The organism is Bacteroidales bacterium (assembly GCA_013314715.1).
Taxonomy (GTDB): Bacteria; Bacteroidota; Bacteroidia; order Bacteroidales; family GWA2-32-17; genus Ch61.
This window is the reverse complement of record JABUFC010000011.1, coordinates 37,271-55,062: the sequence shown is the minus strand read 5'-3', so window position 1 is coordinate 55,062 and position 17,792 is coordinate 37,271. Positions and strand designations below refer to the sequence as shown.

General features: G+C 32.7%; 18 protein-coding genes. 7 read left to right on the top strand and 11 right to left on the bottom strand.

From position 1 onward, the window contains the following. Positions 1–91: 91 nt before the first annotated feature. The 4 genes from HPY79_04125 to HPY79_04110 are packed head-to-tail and all read right to left on the bottom strand — an operon-like array spanning position 92 to position 4,992. Complete coding sequence (locus tag HPY79_04125) at positions 92–307, bottom strand: hypothetical protein (GenBank protein NSW44982.1); 216 nt, start codon at positions 305–307, stop codon at positions 92–94. Between the two features lie 3 nt (positions 308–310). Beyond that, positions 311–1,495: an amidohydrolase gene (locus tag HPY79_04120; GenBank protein NSW44981.1), complete on the bottom strand. Its 1,185-nt coding sequence runs from the start codon at positions 1,493–1,495 to the stop codon at positions 311–313. Next, positions 1,492–1,854, bottom strand: coding sequence for a sulfite exporter TauE/SafE family protein (locus HPY79_04115; GenBank protein NSW44980.1), 363 nt, complete (start codon positions 1,852–1,854; stop codon positions 1,492–1,494). Before HPY79_04115 ends, HPY79_04120 begins: the two co-directional genes overlap by 4 nt. 12 nt (positions 1,855–1,866) lie before the next feature. Further along, a complete protein-coding gene (locus tag HPY79_04110) occupies positions 1,867–4,992 on the bottom strand; it encodes a hypothetical protein (GenBank protein ID NSW44979.1) in 3,126 nt (1,041 codons plus the stop codon). A gap of 257 nt (positions 4,993–5,249) precedes the next feature. Between HPY79_04110 and HPY79_04105 the strand changes: the two genes are divergently transcribed. The 5 genes from HPY79_04105 to HPY79_04085 are packed head-to-tail and all read left to right on the top strand — an operon-like array spanning position 5,250 to position 7,903. Then, the gene (locus HPY79_04105; protein NSW44978.1) at positions 5,250–6,272 is read left to right on the top strand and encodes an undecaprenyl/decaprenyl-phosphate alpha-N-acetylglucosaminyl 1-phosphate transferase; all 1,023 of its coding nucleotides are present in this window, start codon (positions 5,250–5,252) and stop codon (positions 6,270–6,272) included. A 3-nt stretch (positions 6,273–6,275) separates the two neighbouring features. Further along, positions 6,276–6,629 (top strand): hypothetical protein, encoded by a 354-nt coding sequence (locus HPY79_04100; GenBank protein NSW44977.1) that lies wholly within the window; start codon positions 6,276–6,278, stop codon positions 6,627–6,629. Continuing rightward, positions 6,626–6,787 (top strand): hypothetical protein, encoded by a 162-nt coding sequence (locus HPY79_04095; GenBank protein NSW44976.1) that lies wholly within the window; start codon positions 6,626–6,628, stop codon positions 6,785–6,787. Before HPY79_04100 ends, HPY79_04095 begins: the two co-directional genes overlap by 4 nt. Then, positions 6,784–7,332, top strand: a complete 549-nt coding sequence (locus tag HPY79_04090) for a sigma-70 family RNA polymerase sigma factor (protein NSW44975.1) — start codon at positions 6,784–6,786, stop codon at positions 7,330–7,332. Before HPY79_04095 ends, HPY79_04090 begins: the two co-directional genes overlap by 4 nt. Further along, a complete protein-coding gene (locus HPY79_04085; GenBank protein ID NSW44974.1) occupies positions 7,319–7,903 on the top strand; it encodes a hypothetical protein in 585 nt (194 codons plus the stop codon). The genes HPY79_04090 and HPY79_04085 overlap by 14 nt, the downstream gene beginning before the upstream one ends. A 202-nt stretch (positions 7,904–8,105) precedes the next feature. Here HPY79_04085 and cydB read toward each other — a convergent pair whose 3' ends face one another. From cydB to HPY79_04060, 5 genes are all read right to left on the bottom strand, one after another. Further along, positions 8,106–9,230 (bottom strand): cytochrome d ubiquinol oxidase subunit II, encoded by a 1,125-nt coding sequence (gene cydB, locus HPY79_04080; protein NSW44973.1) that lies wholly within the window; start codon positions 9,228–9,230, stop codon positions 8,106–8,108. Positions 9,231–9,235: 5 nt separating this feature from the next. After that, the gene (locus HPY79_04075; GenBank protein NSW44972.1) at positions 9,236–10,765 is read right to left on the bottom strand and encodes a cytochrome ubiquinol oxidase subunit I; all 1,530 of its coding nucleotides are present in this window, start codon (positions 10,763–10,765) and stop codon (positions 9,236–9,238) included. 1 nt (position 10,766) lies between these two features. Next, on the bottom strand, positions 10,767–10,982 hold the full coding sequence (locus HPY79_04070) for a DUF4492 domain-containing protein (GenBank protein ID NSW44971.1): 216 nt from the start codon (positions 10,980–10,982) through the stop codon (positions 10,767–10,769). A 3-nt stretch (positions 10,983–10,985) separates the two neighbouring features. After that, positions 10,986–11,969: a dihydroorotate dehydrogenase-like protein gene (locus HPY79_04065; GenBank protein NSW44970.1), complete on the bottom strand. Its 984-nt coding sequence runs from the start codon at positions 11,967–11,969 to the stop codon at positions 10,986–10,988. 62 nt (positions 11,970–12,031) lie between these two features. Beyond that, on the bottom strand, positions 12,032–12,742 hold the full coding sequence (locus HPY79_04060) for a Crp/Fnr family transcriptional regulator (GenBank protein ID NSW44969.1): 711 nt from the start codon (positions 12,740–12,742) through the stop codon (positions 12,032–12,034). Positions 12,743–13,045: 303 nt separating this feature from the next. Here HPY79_04060 and HPY79_04055 point away from each other — a divergent pair, with 303 nt between their 5' ends. Then, on the top strand, positions 13,046–13,405 hold the full coding sequence (locus HPY79_04055) for a CoA-binding protein (protein NSW44968.1): 360 nt from the start codon (positions 13,046–13,048) through the stop codon (positions 13,403–13,405). Positions 13,406–13,408: 3 nt separating this feature from the next. Next, positions 13,409–15,307 carry a tetratricopeptide repeat protein gene (locus HPY79_04050; GenBank protein ID NSW44967.1) on the top strand — a complete coding sequence of 633 codons (1,899 nt, stop codon included), beginning with the start codon at positions 13,409–13,411 and terminating at the stop codon, positions 15,305–15,307. 1 nt (position 15,308) lies between these two features. Here the strand turns inward: HPY79_04050 and rseP are convergent, their stop codons facing one another. Together rseP and HPY79_04040 are read right to left on the bottom strand one after the other, a co-directional pair. Then, positions 15,309–16,631: an RIP metalloprotease RseP gene (gene rseP, locus HPY79_04045; protein ID NSW44966.1), complete on the bottom strand. Its 1,323-nt coding sequence runs from the start codon at positions 16,629–16,631 to the stop codon at positions 15,309–15,311. A gap of 8 nt (positions 16,632–16,639) precedes the next feature. After that, positions 16,640–17,791 carry a 1-deoxy-D-xylulose-5-phosphate reductoisomerase gene (locus tag HPY79_04040; protein NSW44965.1) on the bottom strand — a complete coding sequence of 384 codons (1,152 nt, stop codon included), beginning with the start codon at positions 17,789–17,791 and terminating at the stop codon, positions 16,640–16,642. Position 17,792: the final 1 nt, after the last annotated feature.

Genomic DNA, 17,792 nt, shown 5'->3' with positions numbered 1-17,792 from the left:
AAAGATCAGATTTTTTGCTCCAATGTACAAATATTTTCATTATATTCTTTGCTTTCGATGTTTTTTTATCAAATTGTGTTTGTTTATATCGTTATGGTTGTTGTTCTTCTTTTTTCTTTTTGGGTTTAAAAAATAAAACCCCACCTAATAGAGCTCCATATAAAATAGAAATATATGGATTCGAAGTTATGGGGCAAGAGCCAGAATTACATCCTATAAAGTAGTAATATGCAAAACCTCCTACCATTCCTATAATTACTCCCAGAAAGGTGCGTGTAAAAATAAGTTTTTTAATTTTTTCTATCATAGTTTAATCGTTTAATAATTGTATAGCCATCCAAACAAGCAATCCGTGCGAAAACTTATATACATCTTCGTTTATATTAAATTGCGGTGAGTGCAGTGGGAACGAAGTTGTATTTGTTCCCCCTGTTCCTAAACGAAACATTGCAGCTGGATATTGTTGAGCGAAATAGGCAAAATCTTCGGCAGTCATACGCATATCCAGCCATTTAACATTCTCGTCGCCCAAATACGTTTTAGCCAACAATAATATTTTATTTGCCAATACATCGTTGTTAATAAGTGCAGGATAGCCGTTTTTAATATGAACAATGGCTTCGGCACCAAAGGTTTGAGCAGTTTCTTTGGTAATTTTTTCGATAAGTTGCAATGCTTGTTTTCGCCAGTTTTCGTCGAAAGTTCTAAAAGTGCCTTCCATATAAACCTCATTAGGAATAATATTGGTTGCTCCATTAGCAATCAATTTTCCGAACGACAATACGGTGGGTATAGTAGGCAAAGCTTTTCTACTAACAATTTGTTGTAGCGATACTATAATATGTGAAGCAATAAGTACCGTATCGGTTATTTGATGAGGCGTAGCCGCATGCCCTCCTCTACCCTTTATGGTAATATATAGTTCGTCCGTCGAAGCCATATACTGCCCTGCCCTAATTCCAACCTCTCCAGCTGGCAAATCGGGAAATACATGTTGCGCTATTACAGCATCAAAATATAATTCATTAAAAAAGGCATCGCTTAACATTGCTTTTGCTCCACCTGGCAATTTTTCTTCTGCCGGTTGAAATATTCCCCAAATGGTACCATTAAATTCGTTTCTTAGCGACTGGAGCAAATATAATGCCCCTAACAACGATGCAGTATGCAAATCGTGTCCACATGCATGCATAATTCCCTTGTTGACCGAACCATATGGAACCTCATTTTTTTCGTCTATTGGCAAAGCATCAATATCGGCACGAAAAGCTATGTTTTTACCTTTTTCTCTACCCTTTATCCAAGCAACAATACCATTCCCTCCAATATTATTTTTATGCTCTATGCCCCATTTTTCTAACCATTGGCTAATATATTTAGCTGTTTCTACTTCGTTAAAAGATAACTCAGGATGTTGATGAAGATGCTCTCGAATTTCTTTTAAAAGAAAAGCTGTTTCAAAAGCCAATTGTTTTATTTTATCGACAGATATCATTTGCCTAATATTAATTTTATTCCAGTAGCAAGTAGTAAAATACCAAATACTTTTTTAAGGGTATCAACGGGCATTTTGATAGCCCATGCCGAACCAAAATAAGCTCCGACAAAAAAAGCCACTGCTAAAATAGCTGCATATTTAATATTTACAAAACCAGCTTTATAATAATTCATTACAGCCAGTAAGCCCGTAGGAGCTAACATAAAAGCCAAACTTGTAGCATTGGCCTCTTTTTGATTCAGTCCCATAAAAAACATTAAGGCAGGAATAACAATAATGCCCCCGCCAACCCCCAGCATGCCTCCCATAATGCCTGCAACTAAACCAATTGTTAAAAGAATCATCCATTCGTACATATTATATTGTTTTTAAAAATCAAGATTTAACGACAAATAAAATATTTTAGGCATCACCATGTTGTTTTCGATGCCCCACGCCCAATCGGCACGAACAAAATAACCTAAGAGACGGCTTCTTAATCCAAATCCATAGCCCCAAACCACAGGATCGCGTTTTTTGTCGATAATAATGGTTATAGGACCAGACGATACGATTTCGGTATTGTAAGCATTTTGTTTGCTATAAGGTGAATCGCCGCTCCAGGCAGTTCCTATATCAAAAAAGCCAATAATCTGAAAATTCTCGATAAAATCGCTATGTATGGGTCTGTTGGTTAAATACTTAATAAGAGGTAATCGCAATTCGTTATTTAAAACGACAAAATTGTTGCCATTGCGGATATTTTGTGGAAAACCTCGCATGTTGGTTGCTACTGCCTGATAAACATAATTTTGAGATGGATCGATACGAACCGAAGGATCGAAAACGGGAATTTTTGTACTCAAATTTATCCAATTATCTACGCTACCCAAATAATATATAATTTTCGACTTACCAAAAGAATTGCTAGCCGCCAATCGGCTTGCCCATATTAAAGTACGATGAATGGGCTGATAATGACGAATATCGATACCCGAGACATAAAGCGATTTTAATTTAGCATTGGTTTGATGATAGGTTTCAAAAAATAACTTACCACGTGTTCCAAACAAAATATTGATTCCTTTGTTTATGGTATTATCATAAATAAATTCTCCTTTAAACCCCACCCACGTACTAATGTCGTCCTTGTGCGATAAACTTTGTATGTCGGTAGAAAGATAAGCCGAACGATCGTACCTAAACTGAGTCGTAAAACGAACGGCTGTAACTTGATTAAATGGGTATCGCAAAATATAAAACAATTCGTGTGTATGTGTTTTTAATAAAGACAAATTACTAAGTTTATTAAGGGCTAAACGATGAAATACCATTTGTTTGTCTAATCGCTTTTTTAAGTTTTCGAAACTTAATAAATATTCATTACTATTGAAATTTCCAGCAAACCGAACACCACCTGTAATTTTATAATCCTCAAACAAATCGTTGGTGCCAAGTTTAAAAAAAACATTAAAGCCTGGATTAAAATAAAACGGACCTCCGGTAAACGGTTGATAAGAATTATTTAAAAAACCAAAATCGACTTGTGTTGTTAATGTGTTTGTATAAAAAGATGTTTGATAAATCATGGGTTTTAGAATTGACTTTGAAGTGGTGTTGTTTTTTTCTTCGTTATTTTTGTTTAAATTTCCTTTAATCTGGTTGAGTTGAAAATTGAATACATAATTGTTTATGTCGATATTATTGGTATCGATGCTTAATAACTGAATAAGTGTATCTGTATTTTTTTTCGTTACTTTGGTACTAAAAGTATCCACCTTAAAACGCTTCATTTCTTTAAAAAAAGGAGTACCTTCGGGCACACTGACTTCGTTGGTTTCAATATCTTTTATTTGCGAAAAATATTTACCTTTAAAATAAAATAGATCGCTGATTTTGTTGGCCTTCGAATAATCATGATCCATAATATTTCGAGCATAGTTGGTTAAAGGCTTAGAAATAGTAAAATAGCGGTAATGTGTGGTTGTATCTATAAAGCTAATAGTACTGTCGTATTGAGCATGAAATTTATTGTATATCCCTCCGTTATTACTTAAAATTAAAAATTCATTTTTGGAAAAATAGATCGGTTTAATATCATCGATGTATGGAGTTTCGGTAATACGAATTAAACTAGTATCTTTATTTTTTAAGTCATATACAAAGACATCGTAATTATATTGAATGCTATCAGATTGTAAAGCATTACTCAAACGATTAGATGAAAATACAATTTTTTGTGATTGTTCAAAATATTGTGGATATCGGTCGTCTGCTAGATCGTTCGTAATTTGTTCGTAAGAATTGGCAGCATTGTTAAAAATAAATATATCGGTTTTCCCATTTTTAACAGCCGACATTACCAAGTTAAAGCCGTTGTGCGAGAATGCGAAATCTAAAATTTTATCTACATTAAAAAGTTCTTTACCATTAAGTTCCTTAGTTTCTAACTCATAGGTATAAAGAAATTTTGTCCCTTGTTTTTCAACGATAAAAGCTACTAGTTTGCCCGTAGGATGCCAACTGATAATCGGATAAGTATAATCGGTAATTTGATCAAGCCGAACACCTTGTTTATATATACAAATAGTTTTATTGTTTTGAATATCTTTAAGATAGAGTTTTATGCGTCCCATATAATTCGTTGAGTAAGCAAGCCATTGTTCGTTAGGCGAAATGCTTAATTCACGTATATGTCTATCTTTTTTAATTTTATGTGTAACTTGTGTTTCGCTTGGTAAAATTCTTTTAGCCTCATCTTTTTCGTAAATTTGCTGATAATAATCGAGCCACTCGTGTGTTAAATACTTAACTGGTAAACCAATAGTATATAAAAAACCTGTTTCAACATTTTTAGAAATACGAGTCAGATATAAAATATTGGGAATGGTTTGTTTTCCGAATTTTTTAGCAATAAAAAACCAAATAGCATGACCAGCATAAATTGCATCTTGCCCCGATAAACGATTAAATTTATCGTATCGATGAGTTAAAATACCATCGCGAACAATATTTTCGATTGTTGAATTCCATTCTTCAGAAATATACGACACTAAACCTTTAAAATACCAATCGGGTAGTGACAATAAAGTAGAGTTGGTTAATTTCGCTTTTAAATCGCTACCAAAAAGCGTTTGATTGAGTAAAATTTCTGCAATAGCCGCTTTTATTTGTTTATCGAGCGAGTGATGATCGCCTTCGTAATAAAGAAAAACTTTATTGTCGATAAGTTGTGTAGTGCCACCAATATTGTATTGATCGTTACCGGTAATAAGTCCAATGTTACTTTGTCTAAAATCGCTAAGATTGTTATATACCAAAAAAATAATTCTATTCTGAAGTGAAGTACCTACTATGGCTTCTACTTCGGGAATAATTTTACTCGCTCTCTCGGCTGTATAAGCAGCCAAATTGCTACCATTTTCGTAAAAATAAACATCAAAAGCCGGAAGACGATAATATTGCCATAAAAAAGAACGATATTGAACCCGATTTTTTCCAAAATCGGTTTGCATACCATTGTAAAATTGTGCATAAAGCGACAAGTGGTAAAATAAAAAGCACAAAAATAAAAAGCGTAAAAAATAATATCTCAATTTCGTACTTCGCATAAAGTCCACAAAGATAAAAAAATGATTTATCACTAACAATTATTCAATAAACAATAAAAAAGGTCTTCATTCGTAGCGAAATTTTTTAAAACAACTTTCTTAAAAAAAATTATACCATGGAAACCTTTTTTTAATATCTAAAGTCTTGTAATAAAAAAGCCATGATAACCAACGAACTAAATATTATACCCGCCGATTCGTTCTGGTTAATTAGCTTAATATTCGCTTTTTTTATTAGTATTACCATGATGCCAGTCATTATTCAAATTAACAAGTGGTTAAACTGCTTCGACACTCCCGATCAACGAAAAATTCATCAAAATAAAACCGCAACCATGGGCGGAATTGGCATTTTTGTTTCACTATTCATAACTTACCTCACTTTAAGTAAATTTAACTTACCACAATATTTTTGGTTTTCGCTTTCTATACTTTTAATAGCAGGAATTTTAGATGATATATACGGATTACGTTGGTTTATAAAATTGTTTTTTCAAGTTACCGCTTCGTTTATTTTCATTGTAATGGGATTTAACTATTCGGTGTTGTTTGAACAAACCGGACTTGATTTTATTCCTTTGTTTCTACAACCTATTAGTTTAGTCATTTTTATTATTTTATATATCAACGCCTTTAATTTAATTGACGGAATGGATGGATTGGCAGGTGGCTTAGCTTTAATTAATTTTTCAGTTTTTGGCATACTCAATTTTCATTTTGGAAACTTTCCACTCGCATGGATGTGCATTACACTATCAGGAGCATTAATAGGTTTCTTAGTTTTTAATACCCATCCTGCCAAAATTTTTATGGGCGATACGGGCTCTATGATTATTGGCTTTCTTCTGATAGTAGCAGCATTTAACACGTTTCAGTTTCATTATCATATCAATGAATTAGGTATTTACGAAAAGAAAATGTTTATATGGGTTATTAGTGGAATATTATTATTGCCGTTCTTAGATGCAGTTAGAGTCTTTGTTGTACGTTTAATGCAGAAAAAAGCCCCTTATTTGCCAGGAAAAGACCATATTCATCATTTATTACTAAAAACCGGACTCAACCAAAAACAAGTAGTTGTAATTCTTTATGCCATAAATGTTCTTTTTGTGCTTTCGGGATTAATTATATATCTCAATAAGCCTATATCAGTAATTGTAAGTGTTTTACTTTTAAAAATGTAAGTTATGAAAACCATTGAATTAGTTTTTTTCGATATCTATAATCAAAAGCACATTTTAAAAGTGCCATTTTCTTTAAAAGATGAATTATTTTCAAAAGGGATTAAAATTGATGCTTCAGATATTTTAGGTCTTATGTTTGTTTGCGATGACGATTTTATTTTAAAACCAGCAAACAATCAACCTTTTGAAAACAACATTTACCTATGTCAGGTTTTCGATACAAATGGTAATTTGTTGCAAAATATAAAAAACAAATGGTTTAAGGAAATCAAGCAAAAAGCCCTTCAGTGGAGACATTTTACAATTCCCACCCAAAAAGGTTTTGAATTTACCAATTTAAAATCTAAAGCGATATGATAAAGTCGATAATAGATACCATTTTTAGTGCTGGTACCGCTTTTGGTATTTTCTTTATTGTTCTAGGTATAATTGTCTTTTTGAAAACTATCGAAAAAATTGCTATATTGTGGTATCAAAATCGTCAAAAAACTAGCAAAAATACCCATCGTTCATGATTGATAAAACAACCATAGAACAATGTTTAAAAAACGATAAAGCTTCGCAAAAAAAGCTTTACGACAGCTTAGCACCTAAAATGTATGCTGTTTGTTTGCGTTATGCAAGTAAACGTGTTGCCGCCGAAGATATTTTACAAGAAGCCTTTATAAAAGTGTTTAAATATTTACCAACTTTCAATTTTAGCGGTTCTTTTGAGGGTTGGGTACGTCGTATTGTGGTTAACACGGCCCTCGATCATATAAAAAAATATGCCGAACCTTTTGAAGAAATGAATGAATCAAATACAGACGAAACCCTTATTTCTGTAAACGATGCTATTGCACAATTAGGAGCTCAAGATTTGTTTCGATTAATACAATCGTTGCCCGAAGGAAAACGTTTAATATTTAACCTTTATGCTTTTGAGGGCTATAGCCATAAAGAAATTGCACAACTGCTAGGCATATCGATCATGACTTCAAAAGGACAATATTCAAAAGCTAAAAAAATATTACAAGAAAAAATAATGAATTTAAATAATGTGATATATGAACACAAATAATATTATTGACATAGCTGATTTTTTAAACCAACAATTAGAAAATCAACAAATTGAACCCCCTGCCCATGTGTGGGACAAGGTTCAAAGCCAAATCCCTAATTATCCTATTAAAGGCATAGGGCATTGGATATGGTATAGCTCTATTTTACTGATAGTTGGACTTACGCTAACGTTTTATTTTTCTACACGTCCACACCAAACATCAACTATTGCAAAGAGCATAGCTGTAAACCATATTTCAGTTCCCGAAAGAGCAATTACATATCCAACAAACATTCAAAATAATACAAAGCCTCAAACAAATTATATAAAATTAAAGTCAACCCAAAAACAAACACCTGTAAATGTAGAAAATTCTGTTTTACATCTCGAAGCTTCAGTTTACGCTATTATTGAAAAAGTTGAATTTTTAGATAGTACTCAAACCGTTAAAAAAGTAATTCATAATCCAACCATCAATGAATTTGGATTTTATACTCTCGATATTAGCTCATTAAAAAAAGGTAAATATCAGATATTTATTTATTCTAGCAACGGCAAAAAATTTCAGCGAACAGAAAACCTTCGCTAATAATAAAAATGAAACTGGCTTGTAATAAACAAACCAGCCTCAATTATAAACATGATTTAGCTTTGACCCAAAATTTTCAAATAATTACAACCAATTTTTCCTCTTTAAAATCATTACAGTAATATAATACGATGTAGCAATTAATATAGGCCACATTAACAACCATAAAATTGAGCTTAACATATTCTATTGTTTTTAAAAATTAATAAACATGTGAATTTTCATCGAGTTCGGTTGTGTCTATTTTCTTTTTGGCTAGTGATTTCCATGCCAATGCAATGTATAAAATAACTACTGGCACAAAAAGCGACACATAACTCATCACCGTTAAAGTATAATGGCTCGATGAAGCATTATAAATAGTTAACGACGATTGTAAATTGGTGTACGACGGATAGAACGAGGTATTGTTAAATCCTGCAATAAAGAATAATGCTAAAACTACTAAAACGACTCCAACCGAAGCACACCAAAAAGCTCTGTTAATGGCTTTTGTAAAACCTCTGAACCATGCTAATAAAACCAAAACTACACCTATTAAAAACATTACCAATACAATGGGCATCGCTAATAGATTATGCAAATACTTATACGGTTCAAGCGAAACAATGCCATTGTTTACTGCATATCCTTCCTGAGTTAAAAGCATTCCTAAAAAACTGAGAAAAAAAACTACGAAAATTAGCCCATTCCAAAGAACTTGCTTTTTTGACCGCTCTATTATTTGTTCGTGTTGAATAGTATTAATGAAATACATGGCCCCCAACATTCTCGATAAAAAGAAAACTGCTAAGCCTAAACATAAATTTTGAATATTGAAAGCAGCTTCTAAGCCGTGGGTAGGCAAATCCCATTTTGATAAGTTATATTCATCTACCGTAAAAGCACTTCCGGTAAAGAATGTGCTAACTGCAGCTCCCAATAAAACAGTGGCTAATAGCCCATTGGCAAACAAAAAGATTTCGTATGTGCGTTTTCCTAAAAAATTGCCCATTTTAGAACGAAATTCATACGATACAGCCTGAACAATAAACCCAAAAAGAATCAACATCCACACCCAATAAGCTCCCCCAAAACTGGTAGAATAAAATAATGGGAACGAAGCAAAGAAAGCACCGCCAAAGGTTACCAACGTTGTAAAAGTTAATTCCCACTTGCGTCCCAAGGCATTTACTAAAAGTGAACGTTCGGTGTCGTTTTTAGCCACCTGAAACAATAACGTCTGACCACCTTGAACAAAAAGTAGAAAGACTAAAGCAGCTCCCAGTATGGATATTATAATCCACCAATATTGCTGCAAACTCGATAATTCCATTGATTCAAACATATGCATTATTCTTTTGGTCCGTTTTTAATTTGTTTAACTAATATTCTTATTTCTGCAATAAGCAGAACGGTAAATAAGGCTAAAAATAAAAAGAAAGTGGTTTGTACTGCTCCCACCGACAAATGCGATGTGGCTTTAAATACCGGCAAAATATCTTGTATTGCCCATGGTTGACGACCTACTTCGGCAACCACCCATCCTAATTGTGAAGCCAAATAACCTAAAGGAATGGTAAATAATGCCAAACGCAATAACCATTTTTTCTGTTGTAGTTTTTCCTTAAATGAAAACCATAAAACAATTAAAAACAGGAGTACAAAATAAAATCCCAAGCCTACCATGATATGGAAAGAATAAAATACCAACGCTACATTAGGAACTAAACGCTCAATGTTTTCGAAATAAGCATATCCAAAATCTGGAAATGTCTCTTTAAAAGTAGCCAAGGCGGTGTTCATTTTGGCAGTATCGCCGGCAACTTTGGCTTCTTTGTATTCTTTAAGAGCATTAACACTTATTTTTCCACGTTCAATTCTTTTTTGAGCAGGTTCGATGCCATATTGTTCATTACCATAAATCAAATCTTTAATACCCGGTACGAAAGCGTCGCCATTGCGGTAACCTAAAAACGAAAGCATTTTTGGAATTTGAATTTTAAAATAATATGGATCTTCGCTATTAGAAACTTCTTTAGCAGGGTTTAGCATACCCAAAACAATTAAGCCGGCTCCTTTCTGCCCATCGTATAAGCCTTCCATAGCGGCTAACTTCATCGGTTGTTTTTGTGCAACCTGATAAGCCGAACCATCACCTGTAATAATAATAGCCAACGAAGAAAGCAACCCAAAAACAGAAGCGACTAAAATGCTTTTTTTAGCCATTAGTACATGTCTGTTTTTAAGTAAGTACCAAGAACTTACTCCAATTACAAAAATAGCTGCAACCACATAGCTTGAAGTGATGGTATGTAAAAATTTATTGACTGCAAAAGGCGATAGTGCAACTTCGCCAAAGCTTTGCATTTCGTTGCGAGCCGAATCAGGATTAAAAGTCATACCAGCAGGATAGTTCATCCATGCATTAGCGACCAAAATCCACAAGGCCGATAAATTAGATCCAAATGCTACCATCCATGTTGAGAATAAATGAAACTTTTTGCTCAATTTTTCCCATCCAAAAAACATTACTGCAATAAATGTAGATTCGAGGAAAAAGGCAAAAATTCCTTCTACTGCAAGGGGAGCACCAAAAATATCGCCTACAATCCACGAATACTTCGACCAGTTGGTACCAAATTCAAATTCTAAAATAATTCCGGTAGCCACTCCAATGGCGAAGTTAATACCAAACAAGGTCATCCAAAATTTTGTAATTTTTTTCCATTCTTCGTTGCCGGTTTTTACATAAATAGACTCGGTTATTGCCATAATAAAAGACAATCCTAGTGTTAATGGCACAAAGAACCAATGATAAATAGCGGTCAAGGCAAATTGCCCTCGCGACCAATCGATTAATGATGCATCTAATAAGGTCATATTACTTTGTTTTAGTTAGTTGTTCCAAAATATAATCGCTACGTTGTTGATCATTTTTAAAATTATTTTTCAACTCATTGGGGAAGAAAAATAGTTTGAGTATAAAGAACATGATAAATAGCTTAATAAAAATAATAATCCATAAAGTTTTTCCTAAGGTACTTAAATGCCGAAATCCATCCACATAGAACAATATTACTCTTTTAAGATAATTCATCATTTATTCTATGTTAGAAAAATAACGCATAAATTGAATACGTTCAAAAGCAACAGGGCTTTGTGTATTTTGCATGCTCATTTTGCCTTTAAAATCGTTAATGGAATTAAAACCTTTTTGTTTCATCCATGAATCTAATTCATTTATAAGCGTTTGAATATATACCGGACCGTTTTTATACAAAACACTTGCTATTTGAACTGCATCGGCACCCGCTAATAGTTGTTTAATAATGGTTTTCGATTCCCAAATGCCCGTAGTTGCAGCAATATCCATCTTTATTTTATCACTCATAATTGCAACCCAACGTAAGCTTTCAACATAATCGGTAGGGTTACTTAAAACATTTGCCGAAGTAATTTTTAAAGTTTCAATGTCAATATCGGGTGAATACTGACGATTAAAAAGTACAATTGCCTGAATTAGTTTTGACCAATCGAGTTTTTGAATAAAATGAGCTAAGCCTGAAGAATGGCTGCTTAATTTAACCGCTATTGGGAGTTTAGTATTTTGTCGTACTTTTTGAATAATATCGAGCATCATTTGTTCGTTGTCTTGGCTAGAATATTTTGCATTGCTCGACAAAATCATAATGTTTAATTCAAGTGCATCGGCACCGGCATTTTCAATGTCTTTAGCAAACGTAACCCATTCGTTGGGTGAAACACAATTGATGCTTGCAATAATCGGTATTTGGGTTTCGTATTTAGTTTGACTTATCAAATTAAGGTAAGTCGCTATATCATTTAATTTTGAATAATTTTTTATATAATCATAAGCTTCGGGATAGTCGTATTGATTTTCGTGCGTTTTTTCATTTGCATTGAATAAAATTTGTTCTTCAAATAATGATTTAAGCACTATTGCCGCGATGCCATTATCGGCGAGTTTTTTTATAGAATCTACTGAATTAGTTAAACCACAACTGCCTGCTATAATGGGATTTTTAAGTTTAAGACCTAAATAGTTTGTTGATAAATCTGCCATAATTTTTTTTGTGGTAAATTTATATATTTTTATCGATTAAAAAAACAATTAAAACACATGGTTTATTTTTTAGCAGCAACCTTTTGAATCGCTTTAACGTCGAGGATCTTAATTTTCCGTCCATTAATTTCGATCCAATTATTTTCTTTGAACTCACTTAAAAGACGAATAACTGATTCGGTTGCAGTACCAATAATATTACCAATTTCTTCGCGTGTAAGAACTATTTGAAGATTTTTTTCTTCGTCTAAGCCAAAAGAATCTTTAAGAATTAATAAAACTTCTGCTAATCGTTCGCGAACTGTTTTTTGAGCAATATCGGTTATAAATGCATTTGCCTCACCCAACTCCACACAAGCTAATTTTAGCATTTCCATCGAAAATTTTGAATTATTTTCTAATAATTTGAAGAGCGTTTCGCCTGGGACAAAACATACCTGTGCATCTTCTAAGACTTTTGCTGTATGACAAGCAAAATCGTTGCTCAATAATGAGCGGTAACCAATAATTTCGCCTTTTTTGGCAAAACGAATAATGTGTTCCCTGCCTTCAAATCCGGTTTTATAAAGCTTAATTATTCCTTTATGAATACAATAACAACCACTAATACGGCTTCCTTCATTATAAATTATGGTACCCTTTTTATATACATGGCAAACTTTTTCGAAATTCAGTAAGTTTAACTCATCGACTGTCAGTTTATTAAAAACCGAAATATTGTTTATTACACAATCTTCACATGAAGGTGAATTAGAACATGACTTACTTTTCATATTAATTGAAATTTAAGCATTTAACTACTTATTATGCTTATTTTTTAACTTCGTAAAGATATACAAAAAAATTCATTAAAACATTTTTTAAGTCATAAAATTAAAATATTTTTGCAAGAGGCAAGGCCTCTTTTTTTAATATCTTTAATTTAGATTTATGAAATAGCCATGAGGACGAATATACACCAACCGAAAATGAAATTATCACTCACTAATAAGCCTTGCTCTTTATTCGAATGGCATATCCCATTTCGTCAGTATGACAAGACAAGTTCTGACATTTATCTAAAAAAATAGTTACAAATGATAAAAACATTAGTTTTAGGGGCAAGCCCCAATCCCAACCGTTACGCATACAAAGCCATTGAAAGTTTAACGAAACATGGCCATGAGGTCATCGCAATAGGCAAAAGAAAAGGGGAAATTAATGGCATTAACATTATTCAAGAAACAATACCCATTAAAGACGTTCATACCATAGCCTTGTATCTTTCGCCCGAAAATCAGAAAGAATATTACAATTATATTTTTTCTTTACAGCCTAAGCGAATTATTTTCAATCCTGGAACCGAAAACAAAGAGTTAAAAGAATTAGCCCAAAGCAAAGGCATTGAAGTAATAGAATGGTGTGTTTTAGTAATGCTTTCATCAAATAATTATTAAAATATGGCTAATAATAAGCGATTAAACACTAAAAATAAGCATATCTCAACCAATACTAGCGCTAGTAAAAAAAAATGGTATCCTTATTATGTTTTTATTTTTTTAGTTGCTTTTATTGCATATGCTAATACAATTAATCATGGCTATGTATTAGACGATTTTTCGGTTATTAAAGAAAATTTTGTAGTAAAACAGGGTACTGCAGGAATAGCTACCATTTTAAAAACAGGATATCGATATGGTTATTGGAATTCACCCGATAATCTTTATCGCCCATTACCCTTAATCATGTATGCCATTGAATGGGAAATTTGGCCTGACAACCCTAAAGCAGGACATGTTATAAATTTGCTTTTATACGGCTTACTTTGTGTACTGTTATTTAAATTGCTTCAAAAAATTTTTGCTAATTATTCTATACTTTTAGCTTTTATAACAACACTATTTTTTGTATTGCACCCTATTCATACTGAAGTGGTAGCCAATATCAAAAGTCGGGACGAAATTTTAGCCTTTTTGTTTAGTATCGCGTCTATATTGCTATTGTTCAAATATTTAAGTACTAAAAAAAGGGGGGCTTTTATAAGTGCCTTATTTACATTTTTATTAGCTTTATTAAGCAAAGAGAGTGCTATCACTTTTTTAGCTATTATCCCGCTAATTTTTTATTTTTTTACAAAAGAAAAAAAATCGACCTATTTTACTTTAAGTTTACTTTATTTTATTCCGGTTTTAATCTTTTTTGCTATGCGTTACAGAGCTATTGGCAATCAAGCTCATTTAGACCAAACTAGTATGGTAGACAACTTATTAGTAGCAGCTCCAGATTTTATAACACGAACAGCAACCGCAATAAAATTATTAGGACTTTATATATGGAAATTACTTATACCTTATCCATTAGCTTGCGATTACTCATATAATCAAATCGCCATTGTTGGTTTTGATGATATATATGTACTTATTTCGTTATTATTTTATTTAATAATAGCGGTATTTGCTATTTGGAAATTTAAACAAAAACATATTTTATCATTTGCTATTTTATTTTTCTTTATAACCATGTCGGTGTATTCAAATTTAATAATTTTAATTGGGACATCGTTTGGTGAACGTCTTTTATTTGTTCCTTCGCTAGCATTTACAATTAGCATTTCTTATTTTGTACTCAAAATATTTAATTCTTTAGAAAAACAAGTTGAATTTAGTAAAGTATTTTCGGATAAAGTTTTCTTTATTATATTGCCTATTTTAATTATTTATTTAGGTTTAACCTGGAGCCGAAACAAAGATTGGAAAAGTAGCTTATCGCTTTACGAAGCTGATATTCTTAAATCACCTCAATCGGCTCACATGAATTATTATTATGGTTTAGAAATAATGAAAGGCAAAGCTATGGAAAATGGCATAGTAGTTAAACCCGAATACTTAGATACTGCTATTTATTATTTCAAAAAGGCAAGAAAAATCGTTCCTACTTTTGCAGATGCCTACGATCAACTTGGATTAGCATATTTTCGTAAAAACGAACTGGACAAAGCTTTGGCTTATTACGATACTTGTCTGAAGCTTGCACCAGGAAAATCGATTACATACAGCAACATGGGAGTTATTTACTTTAATCGCCAACAATACGACAAAGCACTCGAAGCGTATGAAAATGCTGTACGTTACGACCCAAAATTTTCGGATGCTTGGATGAATTTAGGTAGCACTTACGGTACTTTAGGGCGTTTTAATGAAGCGATTGCTGCATTTAAAAAATGTATTGAATACAATCCACAAAACGCAATGGCTCATTATTTTATAGGAATAACGTATCAAAATTTAGGTGATAAAACCAATGCAGATTATTATCTAAATAAATCTTACGAACTTAATCCTTCACTCAAAAAGCAGTAAATTATTTAAACAGTTTAATTATATCGTTACCATTAGCAAATATTAACAAAGCAAATAAAATAGCCATACCCACTATTTGAGCATATTCTAAGAATTTATCGGAGGGTTTGCGGCGAGTAATAATTTCGAATATCAAAAACAATACATGTCCGCCATCTAAAGCAGGGATAGGAAGTAAATTCATAAATGCAAGTATAATAGAAAGAAAAGCCGTCATGCTCCAAAACGAAAGCCAATCCCATTCAGCTGGGAATATTTTTCCAATCGAAATAAAGCCGCCTACCGATTCGTAAGCTTTTGTTTCGGGTGAAAAAATAAGCTTAAATTGCTTAATATAACTATCGAGCATGCTAAATGTTTTTACAAAACCTGCAGGAATCGACTCAAAGAAACCATAATGAATCTCTTTAAGCTTGAAAAATTTTTCTAAATCGGATAATGGAAAAATGCCTAATTTTCCATCGGGAGGTATAGTAAGCGTTAACGATACCGTATCGTTATTTCTTAAAAGCTTTAGGGTAACCTTCTCGTTTTTATGACGCGACAACATTGCTCTTACTTCATCAAAATATGTAACAGCAGAATCGTTGATAGCAATAAATTTATCGCCCTTTTTTATACCTGCTTTTTCGCCCGCTGAATTACTTATAAATGCATCAACAATAAAAGGAATACGAACTTCTAAAAATGTTGGATTTTTAACTAAATCGGCTTTAATATCAGAAGGGAGCAGAATGTTTATAATAGAATCGTTGCGTTTAACTTGTATAGTTTTAATATCTTCGAGCAAAATATCGTGAACAATTTTTCTAAAGTTATCGACCGGTTTATTATCTAACGATATAATTTTATCTCCATTTCTTAACCCCACCTTGTAACCAATAGAGTCGGTCATAATTCCATAAGTAACTTCTGAAGCGGGAAGATATTTTTCGCCCCAGGTAAATAATACCATACTATATATGAAGAACGCCAAAATTATATTAAATAATATTCCACCTAACATTATTAATAATCGTTGCCATGCTTTTTTAGAACGAAATTCGTAAGGTTGTGGGGGCATTTTCATTTGCTCTTTATCCATCGATTCATCTATCATACCTGAGATTTTAACGTAACCGCCGAGTGGAAGCCAACCAATACCATATTCGGTTTCGCCAATTTTTTTCTTTGCAATTGAAAACCAAGGGTTAAAAAAGAGATAAAATTTTTCGACTCTGGTTTTAAATAGTCGTGCAAAAAAGAAATGTCCAAACTCATGAATAATAACTAAAATAGATAAGCTTAGTATTAGTTGTAAAGCCTTGATTATTATTTCGTTCATAATAAAAATTAAATTAATGAAGTTGCAAAGATACGAGTTTCTTTATCAGTTTCGATAAGTTGTTGTAAAGTTGGTTTCAGAATTAACGATATTTTAGAAATAGATTGTTCTATAATTCTTGGAATATCATAAAAGCCAATTTGTTGATTAAGAAATGCTTCAACAGCGACTTCGTTAGCGGCATTAAGTATGCAAGGAATATTGCCTCCACGTTTTAAAGCATCGTATGCTAAATCTAAACAAGGAAAGAGTTGTCTGTTGGGTTCATAAAAATTTAAGTTTGCCAATATTGAAAAATCTAATTTTGGAAACGAATTTAGGTGTCGTTGAGGGAATGAAAGTGCATATTGAATAGGAAAACGCATATCGGGCAAACTAAGTTGGGCTTTTATGCTTCCATCGTTAAACTGCACCATGCTATGAACAATAGATTGTGGGTGAATAAGAACTTTGATATTTTCTGGTGGAATGCCAAATAACCAATAGGCCTCAATTACTTCTAATCCTTTATTCATAAGTGTTGCTGAGTCGATGGTAATTTTTTTGCCCATGTTCCATGTAGGATGACAAAGCGCCTGTTGAGCATTTACTTTTAACAGTTGTTCGTACGTCATTTCTCTAAATGGTCCGCCTGAAGCAGTAAGAATAAGCTGTTCGACACTATTAAGTGGTTCTCCTACCATACACTGAAAAAGGGCGGAGTGCTCAGAGTCGATAGGAAGAAAAGGAGTTTGATATTTATCGACCAAATTTTTAATAATTTCGCCAGCTACAACCAAGGTTTCTTTATTAGCAAGTGCAATTTTTTTCTTTTTTTCAATTGCCTTTATTACAGGCAATAAACCAGCAAAACCCATAATAGAAGCAATAACAGTATTGCACTGACTCACTTCTAAATAATCAATTGTTGACTGCTCTCCAGCAAATACTTTTATGGGTAAATGGCTTAATTGGTGACTAACATATGAGTATTGTGATTCGTCATAAATAATTACTGTATTGGGCAATGTTTCAATTGCTTGCTCGATGAGTAAATTAGCATTTTTATGGGCTGTTAATAACTCTATTTCATATAGGTCTTTATGTGCTAATATAACTTCTATGGCCTGTCGTCCGATAGAGCCAGTTGACCCTAAAATAGCTATCGATTGTTTTTTCATT

What these genes read in the sequence shown, in the direction of transcription:
- HPY79_04125 (NSW44982.1), bottom strand. Translation starts at nt 307, where the DNA reads ATGATAGAAAAAATTAAAAAACTTATTTTTACACGCACCTTTCTGGGA.
- HPY79_04120 (NSW44981.1), bottom strand. Translation starts at nt 1,495, where the DNA reads ATGATATCTGTCGATAAAATAAAACAATTGGCTTTTGAAACAGCTTTT.
- HPY79_04115 (NSW44980.1), bottom strand. Translation starts at nt 1,854, where the DNA reads ATGTACGAATGGATGATTCTTTTAACAATTGGTTTAGTTGCAGGCATT.
- HPY79_04110 (NSW44979.1), bottom strand. Translation starts at nt 4,992, where the DNA reads ATGCAAACCGATTTTGGAAAAAATCGGGTTCAATATCGTTCTTTTTTA.
- HPY79_04105 (NSW44978.1), top strand. Translation starts at nt 5,250, where the DNA reads ATGATAACCAACGAACTAAATATTATACCCGCCGATTCGTTCTGGTTA.
- HPY79_04100 (NSW44977.1), top strand. Translation starts at nt 6,276, where the DNA reads ATGAAAACCATTGAATTAGTTTTTTTCGATATCTATAATCAAAAGCAC.
- HPY79_04095 (NSW44976.1), top strand. Translation starts at nt 6,626, where the DNA reads ATGATAAAGTCGATAATAGATACCATTTTTAGTGCTGGTACCGCTTTT.
- HPY79_04090 (NSW44975.1), top strand. Translation starts at nt 6,784, where the DNA reads ATGATTGATAAAACAACCATAGAACAATGTTTAAAAAACGATAAAGCT.
- HPY79_04085 (NSW44974.1), top strand. Translation starts at nt 7,319, where the DNA reads ATGAACACAAATAATATTATTGACATAGCTGATTTTTTAAACCAACAA.
- cydB (NSW44973.1), bottom strand. Translation starts at nt 9,230, where the DNA reads ATGTTTGAATCAATGGAATTATCGAGTTTGCAGCAATATTGGTGGATT.
- HPY79_04075 (NSW44972.1), bottom strand. Translation starts at nt 10,765, where the DNA reads ATGACCTTATTAGATGCATCATTAATCGATTGGTCGCGAGGGCAATTT.
- HPY79_04070 (NSW44971.1), bottom strand. Translation starts at nt 10,982, where the DNA reads ATGAATTATCTTAAAAGAGTAATATTGTTCTATGTGGATGGATTTCGG.
- HPY79_04065 (NSW44970.1), bottom strand. Translation starts at nt 11,969, where the DNA reads ATGGCAGATTTATCAACAAACTATTTAGGTCTTAAACTTAAAAATCCC.
- HPY79_04060 (NSW44969.1), bottom strand. Translation starts at nt 12,742, where the DNA reads ATGAAAAGTAAGTCATGTTCTAATTCACCTTCATGTGAAGATTGTGTA.
- HPY79_04055 (NSW44968.1), top strand. Translation starts at nt 13,046, where the DNA reads ATGATAAAAACATTAGTTTTAGGGGCAAGCCCCAATCCCAACCGTTAC.
- HPY79_04050 (NSW44967.1), top strand. Translation starts at nt 13,409, where the DNA reads ATGGCTAATAATAAGCGATTAAACACTAAAAATAAGCATATCTCAACC.
- rseP (NSW44966.1), bottom strand. Translation starts at nt 16,631, where the DNA reads ATGAACGAAATAATAATCAAGGCTTTACAACTAATACTAAGCTTATCT.
- HPY79_04040 (NSW44965.1), bottom strand. Translation starts at nt 17,791, where the DNA reads ATGAAAAAACAATCGATAGCTATTTTAGGGTCAACTGGCTCTATCGGA.